Below are 18,726 nucleotides of genomic sequence, written 5' to 3' on the forward strand. Positions count from 1 at the left end.
CTCGACTGATGATCCTGAAGGAGGCGTGATCGATGCACATGACGTTCGCCAGTTTCGACGAGCAGATCGCCGAAGAACTGCGAAACGCGCCGATGCTGTCGGAGGGCTTGTCCGGCTATCTCGGGTTTCGGCACACCGAGTTCGTCGCCGGGCGTCTCATCGCGGAGATGGATGCGCGCCCCGATCTGTTGACCCCGTTCGGCAACCTGCACGGCGGCTGCCTGTCGGCCATGGTCGATCACTGCCTCGGCGTGGTGTTCTACCCCGTCATACCGACTGGGACATGGGTCGCCACAACCGAATTCAAGCTCAATTTGCTCAAGCCGGTGTCCAGCGGAACCTGCGTCGCGACTACCGAGATCATCGCGCTCGGTCGGCGCAGCGGCGTGGCTCGCATCGACATCACCAACGGCGACAATGCCGTGTGCGCGGCGCAAGGCACAGTAACCATCGTGGCCCCGAAGGCCGGTTGATCGCCGTGTCAAGCTACGCCTGGCGACCGTGACTCCGATCCTCGAGCGGATACCGATCGGCCCCTCGCTGTCGCTGGCGGCGGACGTATACCCTTGCAACGGCCCCCGCGCGGTCGTCGTGCTCTTACACGGCGGCGGGCAAAATCGGCACGCGTGGGAGACGACGGCACGTCGATTGCATGCACGCGGTTACACGGTGGTCGCCTACGACGCGCGCGGCCATGGTGACAGCGACTGGGATCCCGACGGGCTCTACGACCTGGAGCGGCTCGCCTCCGATCTGCTGGCAGTGCGTGCACACGCGTGCGCCGGCCACCCAGTCGTCGCTGTAGGAGCTTCGCTGGGCGGGTTGACAATTATGGGCACTCACCTTGTTGCACCACCGGATCTCTGGGCAGCTGTCGTCCTGGTCGACATCACACCCAGGATGGAATTACACGGGGCGCGTCGTGTCGTGGCGTTCATGGCCGCGCACCCCGATGGCTTTGACACCATCGATCATGCCGCCGACGTTATCGCCGCCCATAACCCGCACCGGGAACGTCCGGAGAACCTCCAGGGGTTACGCAAGGTACTGCGCCAGCGCGAAGATAACCGATGGGTCTGGCGATGGGACCCCTCGTTCATCAAGTCGAATTTTCAGTTCTTACAGGGAGATTCAGAAAGCGGCGCCGACGAGTTCGCGGCAATGGGCGAACTACTCATCGATGGTGCACGATGCATATCGGCGCCGACACTGCTAGTCCGCGGCCTGTTATCCGACGTCGTCTCGCAACAGACCGTCGACGAGTTCATCGACCTGGTCCCGCACGCTGAAACCGTCGACATCACCGGAGCCGGCCACATGATCGCCGGCGACGACAATGACGCGTTCACCCTCGCTGTCGCCGAATTCCTTGAGCGCAAGGTGTGACTCGCACGCTAGCGACTAGAAGTTACAGCGGCGGGCATTCGCTCGCCCGAGCCAACGCGCAAGCATCATGGCCGTAATTGTCGAGAAGTCGCGTGATGGGGGCGCTTATGTCGGCGCCATGGCCCTTCACTGAGATCGCCGACCATGCGACAATCGCCAACATAGTTAGCGCCAGGAGACAGAACACCATTTCACCACTCCATCGCCGCGTTCGCCGTCCACCAACACTCTCTGCCTGGCACCAACCCGATTGGTGTCCCCGAAGACCCTGGCCTGAAGAGCTTCCAAATAAAATTTAGGCCTCTTTTAGTCGGGCCCGCTACGTCCCCGAGCGTTCAATTTTTCACGGTTATTTGTCTCACGGGGACAAAGACCCGCGTATCGTCACCGGATATGACCGATCCTCTGTCAGGTCGGGGCGGCGCCGCCGACGATGTCGCCGACATGCTCGGCGGGCTCGGCGGCCTCGTCCGAGAACTGCCCGAATCGATACACCGGTTGCTGGTCGATGAGGTTCCTGAGCTCACGGCCGATCAGCAACTCACAGAATTGTTGAACGACACTGTCGCCGCGAACGTCGATACTTGGTTCTCCGCTATCCGCTATTCGATCCCCATCGACAACGTCGAACCTCCGACCGCGGCGCTCGAACACGCGCGGCGAATGGCACAACGAGACATCCCAGTCAACGCGCTACTGCGCGCGTACAGGTTGGGGCATCAGCACGGACTGAATCTAATTATCTCCGAGTTGCGGCGCGCCGACCTGGCCCCTGATCAGAAACTTGAACTTTACGAACACATCACCCATGTCTCGTTTCGCTACATCGACTGGATGTCCGAGCAAGTCCTGGCGACATATCAGGCTGAACGCCAGCAGTGGGACGAGAACCGGCGAAGCCTGCGCACACAAGCCATTCGAGACATTCTCGACGGACGCGACGTAGACGTGAGCCAAACCTCGAAAACCATGGACTACCCCCTGGACGCAACACATCTGGCGCTGTTGGTCTGGTTGACCCAAGACACCAGCAGCGATGCTGATGCAGTTATCGTGCTGGAGCGGTTCGCCCGCCAAGCGGTTGCCGCAGCCGGAGCCACCCGGTTGATCTACCATTCCATCGACCGCCTCGTCGCATGCGTATGGATGACGATGCCCGAGGGGTCAGACGCCATAGCGAAGCTGCGTTCCTTTGTTCTAGCACAAACTGACAGCCCGAAAGTCACTGTCGGAGAACACCTCTGTGGGGTTGAAGGCTTCCGCCGTTCGTACCAGCAGGCTGCGCAGGCACGCGCGGTCACCATGGCCGGCGAAAGCCCCAAGCACCGATTCGTCGCAACCCAAGACCCCGGCCTCGCGCTCGCCTCGATGCTGGTCGTCGACATCCCGACACTGAAGTACTGGATTCACACCGTGCTCGGCACGCTGGCCCAGTCCAACGATACCGACCACCGCCTGCGCGAGACCCTCAGAGTGTTTTTGCGTGCCGGATCGAGCTACAAGGCAGCAGCAGAAGAGCTCCAAATACACACCAACACGGTTAAATACCGCGTCAGTCGGGCAGTCGCGCGTCGTGGTCAGCCGGTCGCCGCCAGTCGCTTGGATCTCGAAGTCGCCTTGCTCATGTGTGACTGGTTCGGAGATGCAGTGCTGACTTGATTTCAAGGAGTGGCGCCGAACCGCGAGCGACAAACCACCACTTTCGTCGGTGACCATTCCGGACCATGGGTTAGGGCAATCCCTTCGCCCAGCTGCTTCGATCGCGCAGCGAGCGTGGCGGACGGCCTCGGCTTCGGCGATCCAGGAGTACTTCAGAACGTCCGAGGTCGACCCGAGGCGCTGAGAGCAGTAACTGCAATCCTCCGGGCACAGACCGGATTTCACGTTGACCAGGTAGTTGAGTTTGATGCGGTTGCCGAAATACTTCCGGCGCACCCGCGCAGCGGCGGCAATCACGTCCAGGAGTTGGTCGTCGCTGCTGCCCAGCACCGCCAGGAGCTCGTCACGACCGACGGGCTCAGCACGTAACGCGGTCGCAGTAATCGTGGCGAGTAGCTGGTCGAGTGAGTGGTCAGGCACAGGGTGGCGGTCCTTTCGTGCGGGTTAGATCGAGCCGAGGAACCTACGCAGTTGGGCAACGATTACCGGGTAGGCGCTCGGTGCAGGTTCCATCGACCCGGCCCATGTTATCCCAAAAATAAGATTCTTAAGGGAATTATGTGGTAACAATAAGACAACGGGTGGCGGTGCATTCGCTGTGAACCTGCATCTGGTACCCCGTCACCAGCGCAATAGCGACGTCCCTAGTGGCGGAATAGTCGCAGTCGGGTTTGCACGTGCGTTATCCCGAGTTTCTGGGCGCATTCGGCGACCTCCGCGGATGGTGCCGAGCCGCCCGGCTCAACGATTGTCGAGACTCCTGCAGCCGCTGCGTGTTCGACGTTGTCCCGGAACGGTAGATACCCGTCAGAGACCATCGTGAGGCCGGTGAGTCCAGTGAGCCACTCGTTGCGCCACGTCGAGTCGGTGTAGCGGTGGCCGGCCTCCTGACCGAATAATTCGGTGAAGTCGACGAGTTGAGTGGCGGTCATTTCCTTTGCGGCGAAGCGGATTTGCCAGTTGAGGAGGTCTTGGCGGCTCATCGTTTCCACGGCTGCGAGCTCCTCGACGAAGGTGTGTCGTCGAAGCCACCAGGTCTGCGCCTTGCCGCCGGCCAATCGAACGCAGTCCACACGATTCTGCTGACCGGCGCCAATGCCGATCGCCGCGCCGTCCCGCACGAATGCGACGGAGTTCGATTGGGTGTAGCGCGCCGTGATCATCCCGACAAGCGCATCCCTACGGCGGGCCTGATCCAGACGGCCATCGTCAGGCAGCGCCGCGGCCACAGACGCATGGTCGCGTGCCTGCTCGATTGTCACTCCACATACGTCGGGGCGTTCGGTGGCTGGCATTGACCTGTTCACGTTGGCCTCGAGGACCAGAAATCGTCCGTTGCGTTTCGCTGACAAGATGGCCGCTGCACGGTGTTCGAAACCTGGGGCGATGACCGCGTCGCAGATGACGGTCTTCAAGAATTCAGCGGTCGGCACGTCAACAGTCCTCGACAGAGCGACCACGTCGCCAAACGAGGACTTGGGATCAGCGTCGCGCGCCCGCACATACGCGGATATCGAAGGTGGACAGTCATCACCCTCGACGCGCCATACTCGAGCTGCGGTCTCGTCGACGCTGCCGGCGATCGCCGCTCCTGCCGGCGAGACATGCTAAACGATGCTGCCGCCGCAGACCCGCTCACAGCGTCTGCTTCGCGGACGAGCTCGAAAGCATTGAGTCCGTCAAGCAGATTGATCATCGACGGTTCGCCGTTCACGACCTTTGGTCCGCCGGCGGACACCACCGTCGCGGACTGATGAGGATTCATTCCATAGCGCATACGACGGCTCCTAGTTCGCACTGTGTGGCACCCAGGCGGTCGATGCCAGTCATCGCGCTCCATGCCGGTAAACCCCGGCCAACGCCAGTCGCACTCCACACATTACCGGTCCCCGCACAGGCGTTCCCGCTATGCGCGGCCGCGTCTCTTTGCCCCGCGAGGCACCTGAGCAGCGGAGTGATGGCGTCTCTCCCTTCGAGGGTGAGCTGCGCCAAGACGACATCCCTTCCCAAAGGCAATTCCCAGACTGCTTAAGGTCAGCCGGTGAGCAGCATCACACCTATCTCCCAACATGTCTCGTCAGGGAGCGCGATCGCTCAAGAACGCCGGATGAGACGAGGTCGGCTTTGACGATGAGTGATCGACGCCGGTCGCGAGACCGCCAGAGTCGCGCTTGGACAGGTAAGTCCGTGTCGAAGTAAGATCGAACGACAAAGGCCGGTTTAACGTTGGCGTAGTCCGGTTGAAGAACGAGGAGCCCGGTATTCAGTCCTTGCGACCGACCTGGGCTCCTTTTTCTATCTAGCGCCGGCCTGCCTCAGCGACGCATTTCAGCGTGGCCCCCTAGCCGAAATCTCTCGGTAGGAGGACTTTGCACTGGCAATCAGTCGTTCAGCCCAAGGTAGGTCGTTCCGAACCCTGGCGTACGCGATGTCTAAGAGCTCACGTCGGTAGACGTCCCAGCCTTGAATGAGTTCATGGTCCACCGGCCACGCGTCGACGCTCGCTGGCTTCAGACTGGCCCACTGCGCACAAGCCCGGCTACCTGATCTTCGCGATATGCCAACAGCTTCCGCGATTACCGACGAATCTGCTCCGAGCATTGCCAAGGCACTGATGCACTCGCGCCGGATCGCGGGCACGGTCGACTCGAGGCGCTTCGTGGCACGTCGCGATTCTTCCGCTTTACGCACTTCCGCGGCGTATCGCAGGCCATCGGGTCTGACTGATCGCACACCTGTCAGTTCGCGCCGACGCATGTCCTCGGTGCGCAAATACGCTGTGGTGCTTCGGATATCAGACTCGGTGGCGCCGTATCGTGCCAGCATGGCTTCGATCTCCAGGATCGCCGAAGCAACCATCCGGATTGTCAGCATCGACTTGAACATCAAGGTCGAAACCACGAGTTGGTCGCGTAGTTGGTCTCTTCCCAATTCCGACGTCTTGGGCAACGCGGTCTTCGCCACAGCCGAGTACAGGTCCTCGCCGGTACGCGCCCGGATAGCATCCCAGGAGACGCCGACCATTCGAGCCCCGAGCACGATGCCTTGAATCCCGCTCGTCTCATCCCCGAAGTCGTCCAAAACGGACCGAGTCTTCGTTGGTTCGAAGTAATCATCGATTTCGCGAAAGTTTAGCTTCGTCATAAGTCTTCGAAGGTTCATACGTTTTTACTCCTCCACGCAGACTCATCGCTCCGCGCAATTGCGCTATCTGTCTTGATCATTCCGCCTCCCTGGTGCCAGGATATTGCAGCGGTACGACAATGAGGCGAACTCGGAATGCTTGGCCTCGCGCCACGAGCTCGCTGGCAGCGCTTGCAACGAGAGCGATGACACCACTCCTTTACATCATTGCCGGACTTGCACCACAATCACTGCTATACAGCCGTTTTCAGCAAGCACTGCACTGCACTGCGCTGCGACTGGCAGCTATCGAGTCTTGTTCATAGCAGGACGATCTTTACCGCTAGTCAGCACTGCTTGACTAAGCGCGGCCCCGAATGGCGGCTAATGAGCACCTCCATTTGGAGACGATGTATTTCTTTTAATGTTGTGGTACAACGTAATTCGATGCGCTAGCCGGCTAGATAGGCCTTGACCTTGGTTGGCGCGAATGCAATTCTGGACGGCTGATCTTTTACCGAAGAAACCGATGGGGCCATGACACTGTCTGATGACGAACTGATTGAGCCGATGGATGATGTAGCTGACGGTCCCCGACTGCGGCGCCGCAACATCACGGACGTCGACGCCTGGCTCGCTGGCCTCGATTCGGCCATTCTGCAGACCTTGCATGCCCTTGGGGAGCTGCTGACCGGAGTCTTCGAGACTCAGGCCAGCGGCGAAAACGCCGAGCGGTTCACAGCGCGCTGCCTGGATGTGGCCGACTGTGGACACCTGCTAGACGAGAGCCGACCGCTGAACGGGGTATCGCGGCTGACCGACGCGATAGCACTCGCGGAGTGGATTGACGAATATTCCGAGAGCTGCGAAATCGGTTCCGGTCACTTCAACGGCAGCCCGCCCAGGTGGACTCAAACGGAGGTTGGAGGACGGCTCTATCGTTACCCGTCTTGTCTGCGCGTGCATTTTCCCCCGGGCACGCTCCTCGACGATGCGGGCTGCGTCATTGGCATTGCCGAAGGGATGATGCATCAAGCGCAACTGAGCGTCTATGTGCGGCCACACGTGCAGAAGCAGGCCCGCGATGTGCTTGACCGCCTGGCCGAGCGTGGCCGCGAACTCAATCCTTACCGGGGACGAGCACTACGAGCTACCTACACAGACGGCCTCAGTCTGACAATCATCGACCTGCCTAGTACGGCTAGTCGCCGCACCGTGATCGTGCCCGCCGATGTGTGGGCCGAAGTCGACCTTTCGGTTACCGCGGTTCGCGATCGTCATGCTGTCCTCAACGCGCACGGGCTAGGAACCCGACGTGGAGTGCTGCTGTGCGGCCCACCCGGTACCGGCAAGTCAGCGGTCAGCGCCGTCATCGCCAACGAGCTGGTTGGCGAATTCAGTGTTATCTATGTCGAGGCCCAGGCCGGCGCAGCATTGCTGACAGTCGTTGTCGAAGAAGCTCAGCGGCTCGGCGGTCCGGTTTTATTGGTAGTAGAAGACGTCGACTTGTGGTGCCAACGCCGCGGCGTGGGGGGCGGAGCCGGCCTGTCAGAGTTGCTGCAAGCCATGGATATTCAACCGGAGGCGCGCATCTTGACGCTGGCTTCAACCAATGACCCTGCAACATTGGACGCGGCGGCGATTCGCACAGGTCGGTTTGATTCCATTGTCGCCGTTGGCTACCCGGATCGCGGTGATGCCGCAAGAATCGTGGCGGCGTTCAGCCGAGGTCTACCGGGCGGCGGGACTGTCGACTCTGCAGCGGTAGCGGCCGCGATGCCCGAACAAACCAGCGGCAGCGACATCCGGGAAATCGTACGTCGCGCGCTGCTAGCGAATGAAGACGGATATGTCTCCACCGCAAGGCTTCTCGCCGAAGTAGGGAGCGGTCGCTATCGCACTGCTACTCCCGAGGGCTTGTACCTATGACATCCGACGAGAAGCACTTTCCAGACCTGACGGATGCCGAGAAGGCGCGTTGGGCAGCGGCGCATTCGGATATGCAAGAGATGTCTTCCGGGCTGCAGGATGGCACCACCACCCGCGATGACATACAGGGAGCGTTGAACCGCCTGATGTCTATCGACATCGACCAACAGAAGCTAACTAACGCGCTACATGTCCCGCCGGATGCAGGACCGTACTCCGCTGTGCTGGAACAGATCCTGCGCAGAATCCCGGATGACTGGGGACGCTGGATCAGTCATGATGCCGGCTGGTACGCGATTATTGCGACTCTCGATGAGCGTCTGTCAGCCCTCGACTCCGACTACGAGGTACACCAGGTCAAAGAGAAGTTCGGCACGCTGCGCTACTACTGCAGACCGAGCGATAAAGCTTCGGAAGAAGTGTGGAATGCGTTTGAAAGCCTTGTGATTGAAGCGGAACGTCTATCGGCCAGTACATGCGAATGCTGCGCTGAGCCGGGCCTGCTTCATGGAACCACCTATCGGGTGAAGACTCTGTGCGCGACGTGCGCAGAGACGCTTCGCTATGAGCCGAAGTAGTTGGGAATCGAAATGTTCTGGCTCACAACTAGTACCAATGAAATGAGCGCCTATCTGCTGGACCGGCTTGGCCGCACCGCTGTTGCCTACATCGCTCGGTCGAGAAGCCGAACACTGCCGAACCGCTGGGCGGCACCTCCAGGCGATAGCGCTCATGCCAAACCTTCGAGCGAAGAAGCCCGACGCCTTAAAATCGCCTACGAAATCTTCCGCTCGATCGAGGACTTCGATGGGGATCAAGTGGCCCGTAGCTGGCTGCTATCGGCGAATTCACGCCTCGATAGCGAAACGCCCGTCGCGCTCATCCGCAGAGATGACTACCCGCCCGTCCACCGCGCCGCGAAGGCATTCATCACTGACAGTGACGGTCCTTGAGCAGTCTCGCTGCTAGTTAAGGCAATCGCGACACTGAGGTCTCTTCCATATTTCTAAGGATGCTCGAAATCTCTGGTCGACCGAGAGTCTCTACGGCAAGACTCTGGTGTAGCGTTAGAAGCGCTTTGGCGAAGAGCCAAGGAAGTGGAGCCGGGAGCCAGCACGTTTTGTTCGGTCGCCCGGCTTTCGCGTATTCGGGTAAGTCTTCGGCCGCGTCGCTAACACTGGTGAGGGGGACGCGAGCGCGACAGCTCATGGCTTGCCAGCGGTGCATCCGTCACAGTAACGCTGCCCTGGATCTACGCGACGGGGAACTCGCGTGCAGCTGCCACATAGTGGCATTTGGCAGGTGACACACCGAAACAACCCGTGTCCCAACGCCGTCCGTGTGCCGCGCGCACGCCGGCAGCCCTCCGAGCACCGGTACGAGATACTGATGACGCCACCGCAAATATCGTGGCGCGTCACCGTTGCGACTCCCGAATAAATCTCTGTGCAGTGCGCCCGCGCGCTGCTTGAACAAAGACATCTACGTGCCGACCTGACTACATTCTGAACGAGCATCATCGAGTGATCGACGCTGTAGCTTGCGGGGTAGAAACCGGCGTTAAGCGTTGGGGTCCAACGCCATTGAGAAACTGGTGGGGTCTCAGTCATCGGGACGCCGAGCGCGGCTTCGCGCCTCAAGTCGGACGCAGTCTTTCGATATTTTGGATACCGCAGCCCAAACGGAGCAGCGGGCGGAGCATTGAGGTAGTCGGCATACATGCACCCGGACAGATGGGTGCATTGGTCAACCTGACCGTTGCAGTCGGCGCACAGCAATCCGCGAACGGTTCCGGCCAGGTGGTCATGGTCCACGTATTGGCTGGGACACCGGTAACAACAATGACATTCGCTACCCAACTTGTCCGCTAGCGCTACCCGAATCCTCCCGACGCCGCTCGCCGGATTCCTGAAACCTGGACAGTGGCCTCCATCGCAACGTTGCCGCGTATGAACACTGGCTGGGTCGCGCGACTCCGAAGTGAGCGTGAAATTCCAATCGTATTCTCGGCAGACACTCTCCCAATCCGTCAATTCATCGACCGTCGTGATGCGCGGCCGAGCCTTGTAAACGCCGTCTTTGCGCATCGTGGAGTAGCTCCGCGAATGATGCACTACCCCCGACTCATCAGGGGTTCCGCACATTAAACCGTCAACGCCGACAAGGTGATACGCGCCATCGCTTCCCAGCACAGCTTTGCGGCCATGATGGTTGTCGATGCGTTTCGTGCCTGAATTCAGGAGCGGACACTGACTTTGAGCGTGAACAAGCGACTCCCACTCGATCTCCGGCATCGTCCTGTGCTCCATCTGATTCCACACCAGAAGCTTGAAGCTATCTTCGGGCAAATCAGTGTGGTGGCGGGGCAGCACCTCGCCGGAGGCCAAGGGTCGGTAGGGCGAGTACACGACGACAGTATCTGCGCCGGCACCGACAAGCGGGGGGCGTTGACTCGCCGAAAGGCACCGCCGCAACATCGGCAGGCGCGGTTTAGTTCTCGACCAGGTACGTCGCGTCGACTCCAGCGTTTTTCAGTATCGCTCGTAGAGCATCCAGATGCTGTGGACTCACCGCCAGGACCAGTAGCCTACTGGCACGGCTCGCTCCGACATAGAGAACACGTCGCGCCTCGTGAGTGTTGCCGGACGCCCACAGCGCGAGGATATGCGGGCGGGCGCCGACTGGCTCGTCCTCTATGTGGAGCATTACGGCATCGCGCTCGCCCCCCTTGACTGAATGGATATGCGCCCCAGCCACTTCAGTCTGCGGGCCGCCGACCGATGCCGCCTTGGCGTAGGCCTTGAAGTCGGCGGATTTCGCGGATTTGAACTGCTGCTTGACCGACTTATGACCGAGTTCAATGTCAGCCATTAACTCCTTGGCTGTTACACGGATCGATTCCGTTGCGGTGTCGGCGTCGGTCCACGTGGCGGAAGCGTCCACGAGTCGCGAGACCATGGCGCGCAACTGCGATTTGCTCAGCGCGGCGGCATCGAGTTGCTCTTCACGGGTGGCCCCTTGGAGATCATCCGGTATTTTGATGAGCTTCAGCAGATCGTCTTCGATCGCGGACATAGCAGAGAGGCGCTCCCGAGCGCTGCCTGAGTACCGCAACGTGGCGACATTTCTGATGACTCGGCCCGTCTTCGTAGTCGCGGTACTAGCATTGTCGATCCGCCCCGACAAGGTGGCTGCCGCTTTACGGGTAGCCGCCAGGATCAGCCTCTGCCCGCTCTCGACGTCTAGCTCGTTCGCGAGCCTAATGAATTGAGCACGAGCGAATTTCGGCTTTCCTACCGTCACGTAGATCGTCGGAGCGTGCGGCGATTGGGCTGCGTCGCGGCGAGACACGATCGGACGGTTGCTGATGGACCGCAGGCTTGAGGCGAGGGCGCAAATCGCTGGTGATGATCGCCAATTTTCGTCCAAGTAGACAACTTGGTCGGCGGGCAGAGCGTCCCGATAGTCGACGTAGCTGCTTGGCTCGGCTTGGCGGAACTCGTAGATGGCCTGGTCGGGGTCGGCGACAGTGATTACACTGATACCCAACAAAACCAGTGATCGCAAGATCTCGTGTTCGATCGCTGAGCAGTCTTGAAACTCATCGACGATGATTTCACTGAAGCGGTGAGCCAACCGCTCATGTAGCCAGGTCATGTCTGACTCACGCAGCACGCTGAGGGCCTTTAAGCGCGTCTGCTCGCAGTCGAAGATGCCCGCCGAGGTGAGATGCCCGACCCTCGCTTCGGCGAGTTCGCGCAGATCCGACGGCATGTAGCCAGCTTTCGCCAGCTCTATTACGTACGGGCGATCGTCCGCGGGTGCGGCGTCGGCAGCGTCAGCTGGATAATGCAGGCTGCCGCTGATGTCCGCATGGAAGTGTGCCAGCGAGAGCCCCTTTCCATTCACGCCTACGAATCGAAGATCGGTGCTGAACACGTTGGCAGGCAGGTCATTCCACGTGTCGACGTACCGAGGCGGCTTCCCGTTCTGCCGGGTGATGACCGGCGTTAGGAGGTATCGTCGAAGGAAGCTGTCGAAGGTTCCCATGAAGTTTGGCGCTTGAGTCGCTTGCGGAGTGTTTGCGCAACGCCGCGCCGCTTCATCGACTGCGGCGTTAGTAAACGACAGTAGCGCGGCGGCTGTGTTTCTCGACGTTGCTGTCGCGATGTATCGCGCCACGATCGCTCGTGTTTTGCCCGCACCGGGGCATGCTTCCACAAGACGGATCTCAGGCTTTAGGACCGCCTGCTGCGCATCGCTAAGCTCCGTCGGCATCCGCGTCCTCAGCGTCGAGCGAGTCGGTGATGCCGTTCATCAATGCGCTGATGGCGCTCGCTAGATAGGCAGGCGGGGTGAAGGCTGCTTGCGGTTCCTCCGTGCGGCTTTGAGCGATGGCTTCGCATACCAATTGAGCGAAATCGCCTTTGCCCAAGTCGATCTCGCCTGTCTTAGTCTTGATCGCCTCGGCGAAGGCCTTCGCCCGAACCTCGGGATCATCGCCGAGTTGACTGAACAGCTGCTCCCATTTGTCCTCCGATAGCGGATGCATCGCGAGGTAAGCCTGCTTAAGGAGTGCCTCATTGTCGACCATCGCGAACAATTCCGCCTCCAGAGTTGTTCCGCCGACTAATATTTCGAGACGAGGCACCTCGGGAAATGCTGCCAGGTACCGCTCGCGGCGCTGTTCACCTAACTTTCGCGGAGTCGGCTTGTCGACCGGATCACCGTCGGTGACAACGATGACCTGGTCGACACGGTGCGCAGAACCCTTCAGCAGGAGGTTCAGGTAAGGCTCGAAGTCCACCCCGTCGATGGCGATGAACGACGTGGCGGCCAGGTGGCGCAACTTCACCTCGTCGCCAGCGCACGCGAGTCGGGCAAGCTCGGGAATGATGATTGCTTCGGCGATGCCCTCAACCAGCACAACGTGTCTGGCAAATAATAAGGCCGACCGCGTCACGGACAGATAACGATCGAGCTTGCGCACCTCTGAAGGTGACAGACCGAGCTTCGTTAACGCAGTGACCTCGGTTCTCCACCCACTGCTCAGTGTCGGTCCACCGGGTCTGGCGCGAGATGTGACAACGAGTTTCGCCACTGAGACGGCGCTGGCGATGTTCGGTGAGTGCGTTGAAACCACCACCTGCACACGTCCAGCCGGTTCAAGTGTGGCGTCAGCTTCAGCCCGGAGGCGCGACTGCGCCGCTTGATCCTCGAGGTACCTCAACAACACTGCCTGCAACTGCGGATGCAGATGCGCCTCCGGCTCTTCGACCAGTAGCAACGTCAAGTCGTAATCTTTTGCGTTGACGAGCTGCACGATGATGGTGGCGATGAAAGCCAGGTTGGCGTAACCAAGGCCGGACGATGCCAACCGGATTGGATCGATATCCTCGTCGGCCAGCTGTACGCGTAGCAGCCCGGCAAGCCGGCGGAGGTCTTGGTCTTTACCGACGAGCTGCACATCATGGTGCCGCGATGGAGGGGTGATCCGGTCCATATGGTCGGCGATGCGGTCACGCGCGGCCCTCGGCAGATCCATCGACGCAATTGAGCTGAGCGCTTCGTTGGCTTCGAGCGCAAATTCCTCGCGTTTTGGCTTTTCTTCCGCGCTTGAGGTCAAGACCTTCAAGACCTCGGCTATGCGTTCCCCGCGGGTGTCGAGCTCGCGGATCGCGTCGCGTAGCGGCGGTAAATAGACGTGCGCGATCCGTTTGCGATTAAGGGGCTCTGGATCGTCGACGCCGAGACGCCCGACAGAGTGCCGGGCAGAGCGCCAATATGGAAGATCAGGGTCCCGAGAATATGAGGTGCTGTACGTCAACACGTCATCGTCGTCGACCAATTCAGCTAGATAAATCGCTTTTTCGCTGCTGGTCAGTCCATCGTAGGAGGCCGAAATCTTGACTTCGGTGGCCTCGTCGGTGCCGCGAGTCGGATCCGAATCGGCGAGGAAACCGAGGCCGCTTCCCTCAATTGCCGAGGTCGTCGCAAGTCTGAGCGCATCGATCAAGGCGCTCTTGCCTGCCGCGTTTTCTCCGGCAATCACTGTGAGGTCGTCGGCGAATTCCACCTGGACGTGCTCACAGCTGCGGAAATTCGTTAGCGACAAGCTCCGAAGTCTCATAGTCCGTCCAATGGCTCCGCACGTATCGCACGCACGGCTACAGCGTCGCGGGCGCTTTCCACTCCGCCAAGGCTCGTGCTCACAGCTGGCGGCGCATACCCGACCCGAAAATCCCTTCCAGTCAACAAACCCCACCTTTCGAGCCCTTGGTCATCTCACACTGAGCTCACGCTAGCGACTGGGACCGACACTCTTCCGTCTATGACCTCGTCCTGCTGCCACCAAATCCTTGACGATCCGCCCCTGCAGCCCGCCCAGAATGATTTCGCGGAACCGCAACCTGAGCCGGCTCCCCCTAGCAGCGCTTATCTCCGAACAGAAATCACTTGTAGCGTTGGCGGCGGATGCTCATACAAGTTAGTTGCTCCGCCGGCAGACAAGGCCGTTGAAACAGCATGCGTGCCGCCGTTTTCCGCTGCCTCAAGAATTTCTACGATCAGTTCGGGTCGCCACATGACGATTCGATACCAGTCAGCACGGCTGATCTCTCCTACGACCTGATCGCAGGTATCAACTGCCGCGAGAGCCTCGTCCGATTCGTTAGCCGTTGCCCCGCGGGCCGCAAGTAGCAAATTCCAGAGATGCTCGCGCTCCGTTGTTGGGTCTTTCCGACGTCGTGACCACATGATCTGACGACGGCCCTTCGAGGCTTGCTCCCATTCGTGCCAGATCTTCCATTCGCCGGGTGCCGTGACTGACTGCACCTCCCCCGTCTCGGCGTCGATCACGGCCCAGTCGCCGTCTCCAGCCTCCACGACCGACCACCGACGCGGCGTGCGGACCCCAAATCCTCGTGCGTCGACCGACGACGCCAAGTCGGCCAATACCTCGAACGGCGTGCGATTCCTGTTGATGCGGGCGGTCTTTGATAGTTGACCGCCACAGACTTCCATGCCGATCCTGGAGGCAGCATCGTACGTCGCCTTCGCGAGGTACTTGCCTAGGTACTCAGCGCCGTCGTCGTTGATCTCGCGCAGATCGACCGCGACCGCACCCGGCATTCGGTAGCCAATCCGCTTCACACCGGTCGACCACCGAGCATGGATTCGAGATGCGAAGACGTTGCGGGCCAGCCAATCTCGATTATCGATTCGCGGCAGCCAAGCCGGCAGTTCGGACGCCAAGCCGCTAGCAAGTGACGAAGCGCAAAACACAAGCGCATGGATATGGAGGTGCCATCCATGTCCGCCATCAACTGGTAATCCGTAAGTCGTCTCGACGACCCTAGCCAGCCCCGCGACATCGAAACATTCTGCATCGCCGATAATCTCGCCGATCTGGACCACTCGCCCGCGACGCTGCGTTTCCCGCGGCTTCTGACCAGTCCAGGCACGTGTTCCAAATGCCGACCGCCAGCCTGCACTCAACGCGTCCCAAAGGTCAGCGAGCTTGTCGCGATTGGCATGCCGGAGCGTCAGTGTCAACAAGTACGCCGTGCCGCCACGTCGGTAGCATTCCCGCACCGCCGCACCGATTTCTTCCGCCCGAGTGTGAGCGATCACCGCGGAGCAGCGCGGGCACGCCCACACCGACCCGCACGTCATCAAGCCCTGAAAGCTGGCCACCATCCGGCCGTCAACCTTACGGCGGCGCACCAGCACGCCTTGCCCATCATCGGGATCTCCGATGCCGTCGTTATGCAGCATCCGACCGCAGCAGCGCACCGCCTTGAGCGAGGACGCCTGCCAGAGCATTGCGCGAGCACCCCACCGCTCACGTCGACGTTCGCTGACATCGGGCGCTTTCGCCGGCCCGCCGTCCTTGCCGCTCAGACCGGTTGTGAAGCAATAACTCTGAGTACTACCAAGAGCGCTCGCTGCGCTCGCGCTGCCGACGCTCCGGCCCTCCGCGCCTTCGGCGCTACGGCTCGTCGCACCGCCCCCGCATTCACCATGAACGTCCCGAGTCACTGCTTCCCTAGCTTCGTCGCTAGGCGCCCCAGTTTTTTCAGCCGTTTGAGCGCGCTGTCGACATCATCGTGCAGCTCTGTCTCCGGAAGTTCACTACCAACGGCGTGTGAACGAAGTGGCGAGAGGATGTCGACTCGCCAGAGACAATCCACCAACTCCCAATCTGTAGGCGCGGCGAAGGCCAACGTTCTAGACAATGCGTGCGACCAGAGCTGGACGTACTGCGGGCCCAGCTCGTTGCTCAGCTGCTCGATTGAATAAGTCTCGGTTTTGATTACGATCTCGTCTGGGGTCGAGGCCCGCCAGGGATTCATTTCGCATCACCCCCGCCATCGAGATCGGTGATGCGGTCGGCCGCCCGCGATAGAATCGCGGCGCGCGTGTAAGCGATGGTTTCCATATTCGCCTCCGTGATGAAGCCCCTGGTTGCAGCTGGGGGCTTCGCTCTTTTATGAGCCCGGAATCGAACGCTGATCTGTGGTCGGTGCCTGGTCGGTAAATCCGCGACACACCGTGGTCTCGGGTGGTACCAGATGGCGTCGTATCGCCAGTGTGGAGTACCTTTCAAGTCCTCGACCGGTTGAGCTTGCAGGCTCTCCTAAAGCCGGTGTCGCAGGTTCGAATCCTGCCGGGGGCACAGGTCGTCTATCACGCAAGGAGTTCGCGCCGGGTCAGCCGACACCCAGCGGTGCGTTCTGTGGTGCTGGCTCATCCGTGATCGCTTGGTAGCTGCGAGCACCCACCCGATCGACAGCCGCTTTTACAACGCCGAACACCAAGCCTTGCAGCCCCGCGCCCAGCAGGACGGTGCTGCCTGAACGGTTGAGGTCTTTCGGGTTTGGTGGAGCCGGCTCCTCATCGCTGAGACGTTTCCAGATAACGCCGAACAGTGCGCTGGCCAGTAGGCCGCCAGCGACGCTGGTGGCTGCCGAAAGCGGCAAGTACAGCGCCTTCGATGCTTGACTCATGACAACTCTGTTTCGTCGATGGCCGGTGCTCTTACAGGGTGCGCGTCCGTGACGTGACCGCTTTGAACAGCACCAACAGCAGCACCGCGCCGACCAACGCGCCAAGGAATGCGTGCTGAATCGGCGGGTGGATGTCGAACTTATGCGGCGGAAAGACGACGCTGCCCAGGGTGCCACCGACGTAGGAGCCGACGATGCCCAACACGGCCGTAGCGATCCAGCCCATGGGTTGGCGGCCGGGAACGACGGCGCGGGCGATCAGACCGACGACGAGTCCGAGAATGATCAACCAGATGATGTGCAGTACCACGACGAGTCTCCTCTGACAGCGGATGGCGGCCCGGGCGCGTGACCTGCCGTCGGTTGGCGGCAGTCACGGATACCGCGCGGGGCCGATTTCAAACCTGACGCCTTGACACGCAACATCGCGCGAGATTCGGAGCGGGGGCGGGTACTCGCAGTCGGACAGCAATCAACGGCAACATCGTGAGGGGCGGGCACCATTAGCACACCAGCAGAGGGCGCGGACGAGGTAGAGAACGAGCTGCGCCGCACCGCGGAGGACCTCGAGCAGGGGTCCGAGCGAGACCCAGAGGGACCCAACGACAACACGCCAGCGGGCCCGCTCCCAGATTCCAATTCCTGAGGCTTGGGTACTCGGCGGCTTGTGAGTGACACCGATCACAGGTCAGCGGACCTTCGGCAGCAGGCGTATGAGCACGCCGAGCAAACGCGTGCCCGGTTAGAGGGCAGGCGTGAGAAACAATCCGGCGGGGTCGGTGGCTGGATCGCCGATCGCGCCGGCGAGTGGGACCTGAGCGGCCCGGACGAATCCGCGCTGCATGTGCAGAAGTTCTTCTGGAACGCGCTGATGGACTACTGGTTCCGGATGGAGATCGACGGCTGGGAGAACGTCGGCGATCCGCCGGCTCTGCTCATCGGCATCCACTCGGGGGCGCCATTCGTTTGGGATGCCTGGACGGTCGGAGTGCAGTGGTGGAGGCGGTTCGGAACCGAGCGCACATTGCACGGCACCGCACACGACGCGTTGATGGCGATTCCGGGGTTCGGCAGATTCTTCCGTTCGATGGGAGTCTTACCCGCGGCGCCGGACGCGATCGCCACGGCATTGGCCGAGGGGCACGACGTCGCGTTGTGGCCCGGCGGCGAGGTCGATTCGCTGCGCCCGTGGCGCGAGCGCGACCAGGCGAATCTCGCCGGCCGAACAGGTTTTGTGAAGATGGCGATTTGCGCGGGAGTCCCCATCGTGCCGATCGCGACGGTCGGTGGCGCCGACGCCATGCCCGTCCTGATCCGCGGCGACCGGCTGTCACGGGCCCTGCGGCTCGATAAGTTGCTGCGCCTCAAGGTTTTTCCATTAGCACTGTCACTGCCGTGGGGCATCGCGCCCGCCGCGCTGCCGCAACTCCCACTCCCGGCCAAGATCCGGACCCGCTTCATGCCTGCGATCAACCTCGACCATGATCCTGCCCGCGCCGACGACGACGATTACGTGAATCGCAAGTACTACGAAGTCGAGGACAGCATTCAGCGGGGGATGGACGCGCTGGCACGCAAGCGCGCGTTGCCGGTGTTCGGCTGACGTCGCCAAGTGCTTTGC

15 protein-coding genes, 1 pseudogene and 1 riboswitch are annotated in these 18,726 nt (G+C 60.9%); of the genes and pseudogenes, 7 read left to right on the forward strand and 9 right to left on the reverse strand.

Annotated elements, in window-relative coordinates; translation table 11 throughout:
- Positions 1-38: 38 nt before the first annotated feature.
- The 3 genes from PT015_RS13430 (at position 39) to PT015_RS13440 (ending at position 3,045) form a co-directional block, all read left to right on the forward strand.
- Positions 39-473, forward strand: coding sequence for a PaaI family thioesterase (locus PT015_RS13430; protein ID WP_285191097.1), 435 nt, complete (start codon positions 39-41; stop codon positions 471-473).
- 37 nt (positions 474-510) lie between these two features.
- Positions 511-1,386 (forward strand): alpha/beta fold hydrolase, encoded by an 876-nt coding sequence (locus PT015_RS13435; RefSeq protein ID WP_285191098.1) that lies wholly within the window; start codon positions 511-513, stop codon positions 1,384-1,386.
- A 393-nt stretch (positions 1,387-1,779) separates the two neighbouring features.
- Positions 1,780-3,045: a PucR family transcriptional regulator gene (locus PT015_RS13440; protein WP_285185103.1), complete on the forward strand. Its 1,266-nt coding sequence runs from the start codon at positions 1,780-1,782 to the stop codon at positions 3,043-3,045.
- Positions 3,046-3,689: 644 nt separating this feature from the next.
- Here PT015_RS13440 and PT015_RS13445 read toward each other — a convergent pair.
- From PT015_RS13445 to PT015_RS13450, 3 genes and pseudogenes are all read right to left on the reverse strand, one after another.
- Positions 3,690-4,628, reverse strand: coding sequence for a hypothetical protein (locus PT015_RS13445; RefSeq protein WP_285191099.1), 939 nt, complete (start codon positions 4,626-4,628; stop codon positions 3,690-3,692).
- Between the two features lie 119 nt (positions 4,629-4,747).
- Positions 4,748-4,885 (reverse strand): annotated as a pseudogene (locus PT015_RS24710) (hypothetical protein); the annotation flags it as partial.
- Positions 4,845-4,924, reverse strand: a riboswitch (ZMP/ZTP riboswitch). (Overlaps the previous pseudogene by 41 nt.)
- A gap of 449 nt (positions 4,925-5,373) precedes the next feature.
- Positions 5,374-6,189, reverse strand: a complete 816-nt coding sequence (locus PT015_RS13450; protein ID WP_285185105.1) for a hypothetical protein — start codon at positions 6,187-6,189, stop codon at positions 5,374-5,376.
- Between the two features lie 516 nt (positions 6,190-6,705).
- Between PT015_RS13450 and PT015_RS13455 the strand changes: the two genes are divergently transcribed.
- Genes PT015_RS13455 through PT015_RS13465 form a run of 3 tightly spaced genes read left to right on the forward strand, consistent with a single transcriptional unit; the run spans position 6,706 to position 9,050 of the window.
- On the forward strand, positions 6,706-8,097 hold the full coding sequence (locus tag PT015_RS13455; RefSeq protein ID WP_285185106.1) for an AAA family ATPase: 1,392 nt from the start codon (positions 6,706-6,708) through the stop codon (positions 8,095-8,097).
- Positions 8,094-8,675 carry a hypothetical protein gene (locus PT015_RS13460; RefSeq protein WP_285185107.1) on the forward strand — a complete coding sequence of 194 codons (582 nt, stop codon included), beginning with the start codon at positions 8,094-8,096 and terminating at the stop codon, positions 8,673-8,675. Before PT015_RS13455 ends, PT015_RS13460 begins: the two co-directional genes overlap by 4 nt.
- Positions 8,676-9,050 carry a hypothetical protein gene (locus PT015_RS13465; RefSeq protein WP_285185108.1) on the forward strand — a complete coding sequence of 125 codons (375 nt, stop codon included), beginning with the start codon at positions 8,676-8,678 and terminating at the stop codon, positions 9,048-9,050.
- Positions 9,051-9,302: 252 nt separating this feature from the next.
- Here PT015_RS13465 and PT015_RS24715 read toward each other — a convergent pair whose 3' ends face one another.
- The 6 genes from PT015_RS24715 to PT015_RS13490 all read right to left on the reverse strand — a co-directional run bounded on the left by PT015_RS24715 (position 9,303) and on the right by PT015_RS13490 (position 17,415).
- Positions 9,303-10,574, reverse strand: a complete 1,272-nt coding sequence (locus PT015_RS24715; protein ID WP_390887809.1) for an endonuclease domain-containing protein — start codon at positions 10,572-10,574, stop codon at positions 9,303-9,305.
- Positions 10,575-10,587: 13 nt separating this feature from the next.
- Positions 10,588-12,375: a UvrD-helicase domain-containing protein gene (locus PT015_RS13470; protein ID WP_285185109.1), complete on the reverse strand. Its 1,788-nt coding sequence runs from the start codon at positions 12,373-12,375 to the stop codon at positions 10,588-10,590.
- Complete coding sequence (locus tag PT015_RS13475) at positions 12,359-14,173, reverse strand: ATP-dependent nuclease (RefSeq protein WP_285185110.1); 1,815 nt, start codon at positions 14,171-14,173, stop codon at positions 12,359-12,361. The genes PT015_RS13470 and PT015_RS13475 overlap by 17 nt, the downstream gene beginning before the upstream one ends.
- Before the next feature lie 359 nt (positions 14,174-14,532).
- Positions 14,533-15,921 carry a hypothetical protein gene (locus tag PT015_RS13480; protein WP_285185113.1) on the reverse strand — a complete coding sequence of 463 codons (1,389 nt, stop codon included), beginning with the start codon at positions 15,919-15,921 and terminating at the stop codon, positions 14,533-14,535.
- An 887-nt stretch (positions 15,922-16,808) separates the two neighbouring features.
- Positions 16,809-17,105: a DUF4235 domain-containing protein gene (locus PT015_RS13485; RefSeq protein WP_285185114.1), complete on the reverse strand. Its 297-nt coding sequence runs from the start codon at positions 17,103-17,105 to the stop codon at positions 16,809-16,811.
- A 31-nt stretch (positions 17,106-17,136) separates the two neighbouring features.
- Positions 17,137-17,415 carry a GlsB/YeaQ/YmgE family stress response membrane protein gene (locus PT015_RS13490; protein WP_285185116.1) on the reverse strand — a complete coding sequence of 93 codons (279 nt, stop codon included), beginning with the start codon at positions 17,413-17,415 and terminating at the stop codon, positions 17,137-17,139.
- A gap of 357 nt (positions 17,416-17,772) precedes the next feature.
- Between PT015_RS13490 and PT015_RS13495 the strand changes: the two genes are divergently transcribed.
- Entirely contained in the window at positions 17,773-18,708 is a 936-nt protein-coding gene (locus tag PT015_RS13495; protein ID WP_285185117.1) for a lysophospholipid acyltransferase family protein, read from the forward strand.
- Positions 18,709-18,726 lie beyond the last annotated feature (18 nt).

The organism is Candidatus Mycobacterium wuenschmannii (assembly GCF_030252325.1).
Taxonomy (GTDB): domain Bacteria; phylum Actinomycetota; class Actinomycetes; order Mycobacteriales; family Mycobacteriaceae; genus Mycobacterium; species Mycobacterium wuenschmannii.

Excerpts from the sequence above, each read along its gene's own strand:
- PT015_RS13430 (WP_285191097.1), top strand. The coding sequence starts at position 39 with ATGACGTTCGCCAGTTTCGACGAGCAGATCGCCGAAGAACTGCGAAAC.
- PT015_RS13440 (WP_285185103.1), top strand. The coding sequence starts at position 1,780 with ATGACCGATCCTCTGTCAGGTCGGGGCGGCGCCGCCGACGATGTCGCC.
- PT015_RS13450 (WP_285185105.1), bottom strand. The coding sequence starts at position 6,189 with ATGACGAAGCTAAACTTTCGCGAAATCGATGATTACTTCGAACCAACG.
- PT015_RS13455 (WP_285185106.1), top strand. The coding sequence starts at position 6,706 with ATGACACTGTCTGATGACGAACTGATTGAGCCGATGGATGATGTAGCT.
- PT015_RS13460 (WP_285185107.1), top strand. The coding sequence starts at position 8,094 with ATGACATCCGACGAGAAGCACTTTCCAGACCTGACGGATGCCGAGAAG.
- PT015_RS24715 (WP_390887809.1), bottom strand. The coding sequence starts at position 10,574 with ATGTTGCGGCGGTGCCTTTCGGCGAGTCAACGCCCCCCGCTTGTCGGT.
- PT015_RS13470 (WP_285185109.1), bottom strand. The coding sequence starts at position 12,375 with ATGCCGACGGAGCTTAGCGATGCGCAGCAGGCGGTCCTAAAGCCTGAG.
- PT015_RS13480 (WP_285185113.1), bottom strand. The coding sequence starts at position 15,921 with ATGCTCTGGCAGGCGTCCTCGCTCAAGGCGGTGCGCTGCTGCGGTCGG.
- PT015_RS13485 (WP_285185114.1), bottom strand. The coding sequence starts at position 17,105 with ATGAGTCAAGCATCGAAGGCGCTGTACTTGCCGCTTTCGGCAGCCACC.